Consider the following 12,915-nt stretch of genomic DNA (forward strand, 5'->3'; position numbering starts at 1 on the left):
TGATGTGCGCTATCGATGCGACAGCGCCTTCGCCGATTGCAGAAGGTCGTCGAGCATCGACTGGCGTCGCTCTGGATCGGTGTCGCGGCCCGTCATGAAGCACAGCGCCGCGATCGGCAGTCCGGCGCGATCGCGCACGGGCGCGGCCATGCACAGGCGAAACGCGTTCGACAAGCCTTCGGTGCAGCAATAGCCCTGATTCTTCGCGGCTTGCACATCGCGCATGAATTCATCGAAGTCGATGCGCACGCCGTTGTCGAGCGCGAAGTCTTCGGCGGGAATCAGGGCGCGGATTTCATCGGCGTTCAGGTGGCCGAGCAGCAGGCGTCCGGTCGCCGTCCACGGAATCGGCACGCGCACGCCGATATCCGAGCTGATGTTGAACGGCCGCGCGCTGTTTTCGGACAGCACCACGGTGTACTTGTTTCCTTCGAGCATGCAAAGCTGCGTGGTCTCGTCGTACTTGCGCACGAGCGCGAGTATCGACTGATGCGCGCGGCTGATGAGGTCGTTGTGCGTCGCGTAGTCGGAGCCGTAGTAATGCATCTCGCGTCCGAAGAACACGCTGCCATCGGCCGATGTCTCGAGCCAGCCCACTTCCGCCAGGATCGCGACCAGCTCGTAGATGCTCGAACGCGGCGCGCCGGTCGCTTCGATCAGCTCGCGCATCGTCATCGGGCGCTGCGCGAGATGCAATTGCCGGAACATGGCGATGACCCGATCGACTCCCCTCGCTCGCGACGATTCCGTGACTGCCATTCATTCGCTCCGTGTGCGTCAGTGGTCGAGCACGCGATGCAGGAACTGCCGCGTCCGCTCGTTGGATGGATTCACGAAGATCTGCTCCGGCTCGCCCTGCTCCGCGATCACGCCTTTGTCCATGAAGACGACCCGATCGGCGGTCTTGCGCGCGAAACCCATCTCGTGCGTGACGACGACCATCGTCATGCCATCGCGTGCGAGTCCGCGCATCACTTCGGTCACTTCGCCGACGAGTTCGGGATCGAGCGCCGAAGTCGCTTCGTCGAAGAACATGATGCCCGGCTCGACGGCGAGCGCCCGCGCAATCGCGACGCGCTGCTGCTGTCCGCCGGACAACTGGCTCGGATAATGATCCGCACGGTCGGCAAGCCCGACGCGATCGAGCACGTCCATCGCGCGCTTGCGGGCATCGGCGGGACTCATCTTGCGCGCCTTGATGAGCGCGAGCGTGACGTTGCCGAGCGCGGTCTTGTGCGGAAAAAGATTGAACTGCTGGAACACCATGCCGACGTGACCGCGAATATCGCGCGCGCGTTTCGGGTCGTGCAGCGGCACTTCGTTGACCCATACTTCGCCGGAATCCGTCGTTTCGAGCCCCGCCATGATGCGCAGCACCGTGCTTTTGCCCGAACCCGACGCGCCGATCAGCACGAGCACTTCGCCCGCGCGCACGTCGAGATTGATCTCGTTGAGCACGCGCGTCGCGCCGAATGCTTTGCTGACGCCCGACAGCGAAATAATGGGCCTGGTCTGACTTTGATTGCTCACGACAGTCTCCTGCGGTCATGGTGGCGCACCCATTGCGAAAGCGGGAAGCACACGACGAAATAAACGAGTGCGACGAGTCCGTAAATCTCGACCGGCTTGCCGATGCGATCGACGATCGCCTGGCCGCCGTGCATCAGCTCCGACATGCCGATCATGCTGACGATCGACGTATCTTTGATAAGCGAAAGATATTGGCCGATGAGCGGCGGCAACACGATCCTGCCGGTCTGCGGCAACACGACGAACGCGAACGCCTGCGTGCGCGACAGACCGAGAATCTGCGAGACTTCCCACTGGCCTTTCGGCACCGCTTCGATCCCGGCGCGAAAAACTTCGGCGATATACGCGCCTTGATAAACGCTCAGGCCGATCACGCCGGCGGCGAAAACATCGATCGCATAGCCGAAATACGAGACGCCGAAGTAGATGAACATCAGCGTGATGAGCACGGGCGTGCCGCGAAAGAGCTCGGTATAAAGCCGCGCGATGCGGTCCGTGCCCCACGGTCCGAACGATCGCAACACGGCGGCGAAAAGGCCGATCAGCGTGCCGCCGACGATCGACGCGACGGACAGCAAAAGCGTCGTCACGAGACCTTGCAGCAGGATCGACAGACTGGTTCTCAGCAGTTCAAATGACATGATCCGACTCCGGTTCGGGCATCAGGCGCGATTGGCGCGGCGCAACGCGAGGCCGCCGAAGCGTGCGCGCGGCCGGACGACGAGCGGCGGATGAAACATGCGCGCGCCGAGCTGACCCGCGATCCACGACAGCACGTTGCTCAGCACGAGATACGCGACGAGCACGACCGAAAACGTCTGCACGTAGAGCAGCGTGCGCGAATTGATGACGGTCGCGGTGCCGGTGAGTTCGGGCAGCGCGATCGCGGAGAGCAGCGACGTGCCGAGCAATAGCTGGATCAGATAGTTGACGATCGCCGGATAGACCGCGCGCGCGGCCTGCGGCAAGACGATTTCGGTGAAGATCTGCCCGCGTTCGAGGCCGAGAATGCCCGCGGCTTCGAGCTGTCCGCGCGGCACCGACTGAATGCCCGCGCGAAACACTTCCGACAGATACGCGCCGACGTTCAGGCCCAGCGCGATCACGCCGGCCCAGTAGGCATCGAGCGCAATGCCCGCCGACGGCAAGCCGAAGAACACGATGAATATCTGCAAAAGAACCGGCGTATTGCGGATGACTTCGACATACGCGCGCGCGACGAAGCGGATCGCGGCCATCGGCGACAGGCTCGCCAGCGCGGCCAGCAAGCCGAGCACCAGCGACAGCACGAACGCGAGAAGCGTCACCTGCAGCGTCAGCCATCCGGCTTTCAGGAACTCGGGGACGTAGCCCCACAAGGTCAGCCATTCGTAGTTCATCTCGGCCTCCGCATCCGTCCGGTCTCGTGCGATATCGACATCACTTCATCCTCAGAACTGCGGGTTGAGCGGGAAATGCGGATCGGTGCCGAACCACTTCTTGTAGAGCTGCGCGTTGAGCTTCGACGCGTTGATGTTGAAGAGGAACAGGTTCAGATAGTTGAGCCACGCCTGATCGCCGGCCTTCACGCCGAAGCCGTTGTATTCGAGCGGCACGAGTGCTTCGTTCGTGACGGTCAATTCGGGATCGAGCTTCGCCTGATACGCGAGGAAGTTGTTGTCCTCGATCATCGCGTCGGCCTGGCCTTGCTTGACGGCGAGAATCGCGGCCTGCGAGCTGTCGTATTCCTGGATCTTGATCGGGATGTTCAGCGAGCGGACTTCATCGCCGTTGGTCGAGCCCTTGACGGTCGCGATCGTGCGGTTGCCCATGTCCTGAACCGACTTGATGCCGCTGCTCTTCTTGACCAGCAGCGCCTCGCTCGCGACGACATACGGCGTCGTGAATTCGATGACCTTCGCGCGCTCCAGATTGCGCGTGAAGTTGCAGAACACGACATCGACCTTGCTCGTCTGCAGGTTCGGGATGCGGTTCGCGCTCGTCGTGTTCACGACTTCGAGCTTCACGCCCATCTGCCTGGCGAGTTCCTTGGCGAGATCGACGTCGTAGCCGTCGGGCTGACCATCCTTGTCGTAGAAGCCGAACGGCGCGAACGTCAGACAGTCGCCGACCCGCAACGTCCCGCGCTGCAGAACCGCCTGAAGCGTCGACGAACCTGCCGCCGCCCCGGCGTTTGCGCCGCCGCCTTCGGCCGGCGTGGAAACCTTGGTGCAGGCGGCCAACGCCAGCGCGCCGGCGATGACGAACAGCGAAACGGTTCTGACGCCTATGTTCGAGAGTTTCATGAGCAGGTCCTTTCGAAGGATGGTTATGAGGAACCGGTTCCAGAACCGGCTCAGAGCGAAACGCGAAAGTTCGCCTATGTCCGATATACCGGACAGACATCTGGCGTATCGGATCGAACTGCAGTGTTGGATGAGAAAATTCCGAGCACAAGCGGCCCGAACCCTAATTGGCGAGGGTTTTTTGATCAGATAAGGGGATGCGGCTACAGGCGCAGTCGGCTGACGAGCCGCCAGGACGCGCGAGCGGCGCGGCGGAATCACGGGAGCGATGGTTCGACGTTCGGCCTTGCGCCCCGACCCGGCGAAATCGGGCCATGGATTTTGCGTTCTATTTCTCGCGAGCCGGAACGTCGCGTCGGAAGCTACTGGCTGGCGCCCGCTCCGATCCCCGCTTTCTTCTGAGCGTTCTGCAAGTCCTGGGGATAGTTGGGATCATTCGCGCGGCCGGGGTTATAGCCCGCGTCCTCGAGTTTCTTCAGCTCGGCGTTCTTCTTGTCGCGCGCATGTTTTCGTGCGGCTTTTTTCTCGGCTTTCGTCATGGACGCAGCTTGCGTCGCGCCGGTTGCGGTCGAACCGGTATCCTGCGCATAGGAAAGCGAGGCCGCGGATGCGCCCGCCACGCCCAGGAAGAATGACACGGCAATGCTTGCTAGCTTCGTTCTCACGGTGATTCTCCGTTCGCCTGGAGGACTTGCGTTGAGGAAAGTATAGGGCGCGCGTTTCGGCACTGCGCCCGTCGAGCATGCGACTTTCATTCGTCACGACATAACTTATCGGAAGCCAACGGATGCAAATCATCGTCGATGCCGACGCCTGCCCCGCCGTCGTGAAGGATATTCTCTTTCGCGCAGGCACACGCATGAAGGTGCACGTGACGCTCGTCGCGAATCAGTTTTTGCGCACGCCGCCCTCGCCGTGGATACGCGCGATTCAGGTGCCCGCCGGTTTCGATGTCGCCGACGCGCGCATCGTCGAGATGGCGCAGGCTGGCGATCTCGTCATCACGGCGGACATTCCGCTCGCGGCGGCGGTGATCGCAAAGGGCGCGTTCGCGCTCGATCCGCGCGGCGAATGGATGAACGCGGAGAACATCGAGGAACGTCTGTCGATCCGCGCGATGATGGATCAGTTGCGCGGCTCCGGCGTGCAGACCGGCGGGCCGCCGCCGTACGCGCCGCGCGACGGCAAGAACTTCGCCGCGCAGCTCGACCGTTTTCTCGCGAAGCAGCGGACGCCCGATTGAGCAGGCGGCTTCAGGCGGTCCCGTCGATGATCTTCCGGATCGCTTCCTCGAACGCCTCGGAAGGCTGCCCGCCGCTCACCAAATACTTCTGGTCGAAGATGATCGCCGGCACGGACTGAATGCCGAGTTGCTGGAACTCGCGCTCTTCGGCGCGGACTTCGTCGGCGTACGCACCGCTTTGCAGCACCGTGCGCGCCTCGTCGCCATCGAGCCCGGCGCTGCGAGCCGCTTCGATCAGGACGTCGGGGTCGCTCGTATCCTTGCCGTCACCGTGATAAGCGCGCAGCAGCGCGAGCTTGAGCGGCAGTTGCTTGCCTTCGATGCGCGCCCAATGCAGCAGCCGATGAGCATCGAACGTGTTGTAGACCCACTTGCGTTCGCCGAACGCGAAGCCTTCGCGCGCGCCGCGCTCGCGGATCATCGCCTGCGTCTCGCCGATCTGTTCGGGCGTGCGGCCATATTTGCGGCCGAGATAATCGACGATGCGCTCGCCTTGCGGACTCATGTCCGGATTCAGTTCGAAGGGATGAAGGGTGATGCGCGCATCGACGGTATCGCCGAGACGCTCCAGCGCGCGTTGCAGCGAAGAGAGTCCGACGGCGCACCACGGGCACGCGATATCGGAGACGAAGTCGATTTGGAGAGTGCGGGACATGAGGTTCGTGAAGATTGGAATCGAGTCGGACAGACTAGCTCAAATCGCCGATATCGGTTTGCGCGTGCCCTTCGCGGCATCCGCGAACAGGTCGAAGACTGGATTCACGATTTCGACGCGCTCCAACGGGAGCCGGGCGAGCGTCAGGGCGGAACTGGCGTAGAGCCGATAGTGCAAATGCCCAATGTCGTTCTTGCCGTCGGGCATGGGGATCGCGAAGCAAATGATGGCGCGGTTGCTAAAGACCGTTAGTTGCGATCGATCTGATTGCGTAATGGTCAGTCCCTGCCCTTCGCGCTTTTCGACTTGTTGAAGACGTAGCCCGAGAAGCCGTCTCTCAGATCGGGATATTTCTGAATGATGGTTTCGACGAGCTCGCTCGATGGATCGATGCCCAATCTGCGCAGCGTCAGCTTTCCCGCCGGACTCGTCTTGTAGGTGCGCCGCCAGTCTTCGCGCTGCCGCGGCGTCGCGGCCTCGTACATCTCCCAGCCGCGACGGACTTCATCGACGATCCGGTTCTGAGCGTTCACATCCTGTGCCGCGACCTGCAATGCCCGACGCGCCTCGGCCTGTTGCTTCGCTTCGGTGTCGCGTTGATCGGTCAGCGCCAGGCTCTCCTGAATCTGGACCATCTGGCGTTCCGCATCCGAGACGATCCAGCCTTCCTTCAGCGCTTTCATGAAGAAGCCCGCCGGACTCTTCGACACCTTGCCGAGCTTGAGGCTGAAACGCGTACGCTCGATTGCCTGCTCCAGACGTTCGTCGGTGAAGGTATCGCGCTCGGAAGCGATCTGATTCAACTGCGCGCTGGACAGACCGATTTCCTGTTTCAGCGTCAGATACAGCGCCTGCGCGTGCTCGTGCGTATGCAGCAGGCGCTCGGCTATTTCCTTGCGCTCGACGCGAAATCGCATGCGTCCGATCTTGCGTGAACCCGGTTCATTGCGCGTCTCATACGAGAGGGAAAGATCGGAGACCTCATTAATTTGATCCACCGCCGGAGCGAGCCAATCGCGCTTGAAGTATTTGAATTCCTGCGCTTTTGCGCCCATCGTCCCCTGCCAGGCGCGCAATTCGTCGAGCGTGAACCAATCGGTTATACCCTCGGCCGCGTAGGGAAGCAGATGGTCGTACATCACGCGCGCATAGCTGAGCGTGAAAAGCGACGTGATGCGCAAGCTCAGCCAATGCGATTTCCCGGGACCGCGAATGATTCCGATGAGATCGGGCGGAACGCGGAACTGAAACCGTCCGCCGACGTATGAGATGCGTCCAATCAGTTGAACCGATCCGAACGGCTTGGAGCCATCGGCGTCGGCTTCCGCGGTCGCCTGAATGAGCGCCCTCTGCGCCTCGGTGATCACCTGTTCCAGATGCGCGTTGTTCCGGCTCGAGTAGCGCATGAGCCACTTGAAATAGTCGAGCTCGACGTCGTACAGGTCGTGAATCTTTTCTTCTTGCGCGACGATGAAATAGGCCGCGTCGATCAAGCGACGAGCCGCCACGCCAAGATCGACGATGCGGATCAGGACGTTCTTGCGCGAAAAGCCGATGTCCGAGCGGGCGGCTTCGACGGGCAAGCCCTGCGCATTCGCATCGTCGAATAGGGCCAGCGCCAGTTGTCTGGACGTGGCCACCTGCCCTGCTGTCGTCATTCCGTCTCCGTGTCCGGCGCTAGTTCATTGTGTCGAGCGGTACGTTAACGGCTGCAAGGTGAGCTGTCAACACAAACTACCTCACCTTTTGCAGGCGCGGACACAGGAAACCTCACCATTGCGGCGCAACCTACACAAATTTCCTCACCATTCTTGCCTAGACGCCTCACCTTGGGGTCCACTTCATCTCACCTTGACGGGGTAAACACAGCACCTTGACGCTCAATCAACATCACTTCAAGCACACTTTTCCTCACCTTATGGGTGTAAGTCGTTGATTTCATGAGCGTGCGCGTGAGACGTTAGTGGTGGTGAGTCTTTGTGTTTACAAAAATAACTAACCAACGGCCTTACTCATATAGACGGTGCATTTTATTTCTAACCAGCGGGACTATGGCGTTTCGCGCGCTTCGGTTAGGTGAAGTGAATTGTGACCAGCCGTCGAGACGCTGGAATCCAACTGCGCCGACGTTCGCAGAGGTGAGGTTTTTTGTGATGGGATCCGGCGTTCCACTGAGCTCACGATGCCGTGGAGCGTTTCGCTGTCCTCTGAGCGTTTCGGGAATCACTGAAGATAGCTTGTATAAGTGGTTGATCTTATTGATAGTCTTGCACCTCCGCCCCAGTGCTTGCAAATTTCGATCAATTCCAATAGCTATTCATCACTGCGGCTAGTATTCTACGGTTCGACATCTAGTTACACCAAAACCGTGGAAACATCGGCGAGCGTGAAGAAAACGCCTCACCGTGGACTAAAAAAGGAAGCACCGAATGAATTTGAGCGAACTGCCAGGGATTAATCGAAGGGTGAAGCTCTCCAACCTAGGAGAGTTCGCAGAGCGTTTGTCGGTCATGACGAACGAACTGCGTGATCAGATCTTGGCACCACGGCCAAGGAAGACAGCGCCGGTGTTTACGATAGGCGAGCTGTCGGACATGTGCGGGATCGACCGGCAGAAGATCAATTATCTGGCGACAAAGGAAGGTACTGACCTCCCGCCGGGTGAAACGCACGGAACCGGGCGTGCGCGTATCTTCTCTCTGAAGGATGCCCGAACGTGGGTTCAGCAGGTCTCGGACATTTATCAGACGCCGCTTGTCACTGGTACGCGCGAACATCGCGGTCGCGTGTTAATCACGGCGAACTTCAAAGGCGGATCGTGCAAGACGACGACGTCGATGTGCATCGGCCAAGGATTGAGCTTGCGTGGTCGCAAGGTTCTCATGATCGACCTCGACCCACAAGCGTCGCTTTCGGAGTTGTGCGGCCTGTACGCGGAAAAGGACGTGACTTGGGAGGATACGGTCCTGCCATACATTTACGATCCGGACATGGAAGGCGGTCTCGCGTCGAAAGTGCAAAGCACGTATTGGGACGGACTCGATGTGATTCCGGCACACAACTATCTTCACGACGCCGAATTCCATCTGCCTACTGCGCAGAAGACGAACGCGAACTTCGAGTTCTGGTCGGTGTTGCGAAAAGGGATTGAGCCGCTGCGCGCGGAGTACGACTACATCATCCTAGATACCGCGCCTTCGCTCTCTTATATGACGCTGAACGGATTGATGGCGGCCGATTCGATGGTCATGCCGCTCGTACCCGAAAGTCTGGATTTCATTTCGTCGGTGTCGTTCTGGTCGTTATTCGCTGAAGTCGCGAATGGTTTCGTCGAACACGAAGTCGACAAAACATACGACTTCGTTTCGGTGCTTCTCTCGCGGGTCGACTATGGCAATACATCTTCGGCGCCGGTCGTTCGCTCATGGTCTCAGCGCGCGTATGGCGACTGGTTGCACACCACTGAGATTCCGGCGAGTTCGGTCATGAGCAATGGCGCGTTGGCTTTTTCTACTGTCTTCGATCTTTCACGGGCCGAGACAGTCGCGAAAACTTTGGCGCGCGTAAAACAGCCGATGGTCGACTACTGCAAATGGATCGATGACCAGTACGTTGAGCAATGGAGGGCGGGACAATGAGCAGCCTTCGCGACCGAATGATGAGCAAGACCGCGGAAGTTCGTGCGGCAAAGGACATCCAACTCGATCCGCAGCAAGAGAAGGCGACGAGTCCGCGCACTGCGCCCGGAATGGCAGCGGCGTTGGCCTCGGCGCAGCAGCGCATCGCGCAACTCGAGCAGGCAGGTCCTGCGTCGGAAGCGCCGGTCTCGGAGATCGTTCCGAATCCCTGGCAGCCTCGGCAGGTATTCAACGACGCGAAGCTTGTGCAACTCGCCGAGTCGATCCGCGAAGCGGGTCTCGTACAGCCGATCGTTGTACGGCGCATCGGCACCGGATACCAGATCGTGGCGGGTGAGCGGCGCTGGCGCGCGCACAAGATGATCGGTAAGGAATCGATCAAGGTTCTTGTCGTCGATCTTTCCGACGAAGAGATGGCGATGCTTGCCCTCGTCGAAAACGTAGCGCGTGAAGATCTGTGCGACTACGAGATCTCGCGATCGATTCGACGGACCGAAAAGGAGTTTCCTAACCGCAAGCGCATGGCTGAAGCGTTGGGCATCTCGCGCTCCGAGTTGTACCGGTATCTTTCCTTTGGCGAGTTGCCGGATTTCGTCGTGCAGGATCTAGATGTGCAGCCTCGCCTGTTGGGAGCCACGGCCGCGGAGAATGTCGTCTCGGTACTGCGCGGGCGGAACGCGGCGGCGTTCGACGTTGCCAAGGGCCTTTGGGCGCGCGTGGTTTCGGGCGATCTGGATCAGTCGAAATTTGGCAAGGCGATCAAGCAGGCGTTGGATGACGAGCGCAAGCCGGCGCCGGCCGTAAGCGATCGCAGTATCGACAAGATTTTTGCGGGTGGATCGCAGGCAGGGTCGATCACGAGAGACTCAATGGGGCTCACGGTCAAGATCAAAGCCGGATTACTGACCGAAGAAAAGGAACGGCAAATTCGGGAGTTGGTGACACAATTGTTTGCCGATAACAGCTAGTTGATTCCCTCCAGCAATTGGTCTTGATGCGGTGCGCTCAGCATCTGGGTCAATTTCCGAAGCTCCAAGAGTGTCTCAACTTGGGACACGCGCAGCGCGAAGTCACGCTCGTGCACTTCTAGATTGATCTAACGAGTGTCCCGACTTGGGACACTCGGTCTCCGCAGCAGCCTCCGCCGTTCACGCCCGGGGCGCAAACTTTCCCACACGCGCGCATCGAAAGGACTCCCACGGTTGTTTGCACGCCAACTCGTGAACTGATGCTATTTCCCAGTGGGAACGAGCTGTCTCAACGGCAGGACAATTGATGGCAAGCACCATTGATGCACATGAGGCGCGCGAAATATCTCGATTTCGATCCAGGCGCATGGTCATCCGGTTTGGCGCAGAGGACGACGCAGCCACTACTCCAAGCGCGTCGATGCCAGTCACTCTCAGCGTGGGTGAATAGCAGATTGGGAAAGGCAGAGCCTGCCAACATCCGAAGCTTGAATGTAAAGCCTGAACGTCCTCTTAGCGATGCGAAACCAACGGCGAAGCCGGTCACCGCCACTCGAGCAAGTACTTCGCCTAGAAAGCTGCTGAACAATGATCGCTCCGATCGTTCGTGAAACAATCGACGCCCCGTTTCCACTCCTGCGATCCCTAGACAGGACGGGCTTGCCGGCCATTTTTAACGCTGTTCTGGGAAGATGTTTCACGAAATCGTCGCCGTGAACACAGGGTATCGGCATAAAAGGAACCGGCGAGCGCGCCGAAACGCGCATGACGGCCGCATCGTGACGAATAAGACGAAAAATGTAGCGCCCGATACGTCCGCAATGAGGCGTCGAAGCTGCGTGAGACGGCGTTTCGCTGGTCGCGGCGAAGAACACCCGTCGCGACTCCGGATGGGGCGACGGAAGACATCGATCCGCCAGACCAACCTTCATAAAATGCTGCGCGGATCAGCAAACTTTCCGCTTGCTCCCTCGTCCATTCAGACTGCTTGCCGCCCGCGTGCTGGTGAAAAAGCTCGGACGGAACATGCGCGAGCCGCAGGTATCTGAAAGTTAGGCTCAGCGTCCCCGCGCGTTCGCTCTCGCGAACTTCCGCGCGCGCGACAATCCCGAAGAGCGCTCATCACGCGCGACCGGGATCAGTCGCGGGAAGAAAATGTCGAGCACCGCGACCATCGAGAGCAATACGACGGCAACGAAGACCATCGTGCCAAGAAACTCGAGCAAAGACATATTCACCTCGTCCGGTCGCATAGTTTTGTATTGGAGATCTACTGGACTCAGTGTGAGCGAGGCATGGCAAAGTCGATGTCGCGATAAGCCGGGACAACAGGCATCTGTTCGACGCTTCGAATTTCCGTCCGCGCTTAATGTCTGGAATGCGCGCGGGCTGACCGAAATGCGTCCGCGGGCGTCCGGCGCGTCGAAATTCAAAGTCAGACGCAAGTGGCGAGTTGTCGGCGGAAAGGCCCCTGCGCAACGCCTACCTCGTATATTTCTTCGGTATCCGAAATAATGTGGCCGTGAAAATGCGCGCGGGATGCTTAGCGCAAATAAATCCGGACGGGCAAAGCTCAACAGGCCGCCGGCAATCCGATCCGCAACTGGCAGTGCGCGACGCGCACTCCACGCGACATCACTTCGTAGCGGCCACCACGAAGGCGTCTGATCTGTCAGGTAGCGTCAAAGCTCCTAATACCTGACTGCCGCTGAAAAAGACGACGCCCGTAAGCTTCGCACCCGGATATATGCAGGGCGCGGGTCCAAACGCGATCGTGGCGTCCAGCACGTCTTTGTCGCCATGAGGCGTGGCGGTTCCGCTGAACGTGCAGCCGCTCAAGCCTTCACCCTTGATCGAGCCGTCCTGACCGATTACAAAAGTGGCGGTCTCGCCGTCCTTCGTCGATCCGGCCGCGCCCGAATACGTCCCGGCAACGGACGACAGCGCCACCGGACGTTCATAGTTGGCGTCATAAACCACGTTGAACTTGATGCTGTTCTGCTTCGCCGTGCTCGTATAGATCACGCCCTGAACGCTGTTCTTCGCGTTGTAGCCCGCGAGGACGGGCGTATCGGTCGCCGCCTTGCCGCTTATGTCGAAGGTGCGCGCATTGTCCGACTGAAAAGTGCCATGAGATGCGGATGCCGCACCCTGTACCAGACCTAGCGCGTTTGTCGTCGTGTTCGCATACACGAAATAGAAAGCGCCAGTCTCGAGCACTACGCCGCCCACGACGTTGCCGTTCGCATCGGTTCCGGAATAAAGGCCTTGTGCAGCGTTAGCCTCGGGCGCGCTCGGCGCATTATCGGAACTGCCGCCGCCCCCACCGCATGCGGCCAAAACGACTGTAACTGCAGATACTGCGACGACGCGTTTCATATTTTTCTGATGTCTGAACTTGCGCTAGCGGCAAGCGAATGAAATAAGCGATGACCGGAATCTTGAACTGGTCCGACAGCCTTTGAAGCGGCAGGCCATCGCGGTCCCGCGATTGCCGAATTTGGCCTTCCCCTTGGGGATAACGGCATGGAAGCGCACGACTTGAGGGCGTATGCTATTCATCGATGCGCCATGACGCAGCACTGTCAACGGCCGG

The 12,915-nt window shown here is 59.7% G+C and carries 13 protein-coding genes; 3 read left to right on the forward strand and 10 right to left on the reverse strand.

The genetic code is table 11. From position 1 onward, the window contains the following. Positions 1 to 9: 9 nt before the first annotated feature. The 6 genes from LDZ23_RS33255 to LDZ23_RS33280 form a co-directional block, all read right to left on the reverse strand. Positions 10 to 759, reverse strand: coding sequence for an IclR family transcriptional regulator (locus LDZ23_RS33255; protein ID WP_008345323.1), 750 nt, complete (start codon positions 757 to 759; stop codon positions 10 to 12). 18 nt (positions 760 to 777) lie between these two features. Beyond that, positions 778 to 1,530 (reverse strand): amino acid ABC transporter ATP-binding protein, encoded by a 753-nt coding sequence (locus LDZ23_RS33260; RefSeq protein WP_008345322.1) that lies wholly within the window; start codon positions 1,528 to 1,530, stop codon positions 778 to 780. Continuing rightward, positions 1,527 to 2,171, reverse strand: coding sequence for an amino acid ABC transporter permease (locus LDZ23_RS33265; RefSeq protein ID WP_244808888.1), 645 nt, complete (start codon positions 2,169 to 2,171; stop codon positions 1,527 to 1,529). Before LDZ23_RS33265 ends, LDZ23_RS33260 begins: the two co-directional genes overlap by 4 nt. Before the next feature lie 21 nt (positions 2,172 to 2,192). Then, positions 2,193 to 2,909, reverse strand: a complete 717-nt coding sequence (locus LDZ23_RS33270) for an amino acid ABC transporter permease (RefSeq protein ID WP_008345320.1) — start codon at positions 2,907 to 2,909, stop codon at positions 2,193 to 2,195. Positions 2,910 to 2,960: 51 nt separating this feature from the next. Beyond that, entirely contained in the window at positions 2,961 to 3,815 is an 855-nt protein-coding gene (locus LDZ23_RS33275) for an ABC transporter substrate-binding protein (RefSeq protein ID WP_008345319.1), read from the reverse strand. Positions 3,816 to 4,177: 362 nt separating this feature from the next. Beyond that, the gene (locus tag LDZ23_RS33280; protein WP_008345318.1) at positions 4,178 to 4,453 is read right to left on the reverse strand and encodes a DUF4148 domain-containing protein; all 276 of its coding nucleotides are present in this window, start codon (positions 4,451 to 4,453) and stop codon (positions 4,178 to 4,180) included. A gap of 149 nt (positions 4,454 to 4,602) precedes the next feature. On the opposite strand from LDZ23_RS33280, the gene LDZ23_RS33285 reads away from it, so the two are divergent. Next, entirely contained in the window at positions 4,603 to 5,058 is a 456-nt protein-coding gene (locus tag LDZ23_RS33285; protein WP_008345317.1) for a YaiI/YqxD family protein, read from the forward strand. A 10-nt stretch (positions 5,059 to 5,068) separates the two neighbouring features. On the opposite strand, the gene LDZ23_RS33290 is transcribed toward LDZ23_RS33285, so the two are convergent. From LDZ23_RS33290 to LDZ23_RS33300, 3 genes are all read right to left on the reverse strand, one after another. Next, positions 5,069 to 5,713, reverse strand: coding sequence for a DsbA family oxidoreductase (locus LDZ23_RS33290; protein WP_008345316.1), 645 nt, complete (start codon positions 5,711 to 5,713; stop codon positions 5,069 to 5,071). Positions 5,714 to 5,752: 39 nt separating this feature from the next. Further along, complete coding sequence (locus LDZ23_RS33295) at positions 5,753 to 5,920, reverse strand: hypothetical protein (RefSeq protein ID WP_160172928.1); 168 nt, start codon at positions 5,918 to 5,920, stop codon at positions 5,753 to 5,755. 71 nt (positions 5,921 to 5,991) lie between these two features. Beyond that, positions 5,992 to 7,371 carry a replication initiation protein gene (locus LDZ23_RS33300; RefSeq protein ID WP_244808889.1) on the reverse strand — a complete coding sequence of 460 codons (1,380 nt, stop codon included), beginning with the start codon at positions 7,369 to 7,371 and terminating at the stop codon, positions 5,992 to 5,994. A 771-nt stretch (positions 7,372 to 8,142) separates the two neighbouring features. On the opposite strand from LDZ23_RS33300, the gene LDZ23_RS33305 reads away from it, so the two are divergent. Further along, a complete protein-coding gene (locus LDZ23_RS33305; protein ID WP_033535672.1) occupies positions 8,143 to 9,351 on the forward strand; it encodes a ParA family protein in 1,209 nt (402 codons plus the stop codon). Beyond that, the gene (locus LDZ23_RS33310) at positions 9,348 to 10,319 is read left to right on the forward strand and encodes a ParB/RepB/Spo0J family partition protein (RefSeq protein ID WP_008345313.1); all 972 of its coding nucleotides are present in this window, start codon (positions 9,348 to 9,350) and stop codon (positions 10,317 to 10,319) included. Before LDZ23_RS33305 ends, LDZ23_RS33310 begins: the two co-directional genes overlap by 4 nt. A 1,635-nt stretch (positions 10,320 to 11,954) precedes the next feature. On the opposite strand, the gene LDZ23_RS33315 is transcribed toward LDZ23_RS33310, so the two are convergent. Beyond that, entirely contained in the window at positions 11,955 to 12,698 is a 744-nt protein-coding gene (locus LDZ23_RS33315) for a hypothetical protein (protein WP_033535673.1), read from the reverse strand. Positions 12,699 to 12,915 lie beyond the last annotated feature (217 nt).

The sequence above is a fragment of the Caballeronia zhejiangensis genome (genome assembly GCF_022879815.1).
Taxonomy (GTDB): Bacteria; Pseudomonadota; Gammaproteobacteria; order Burkholderiales; family Burkholderiaceae; genus Caballeronia; species Caballeronia zhejiangensis.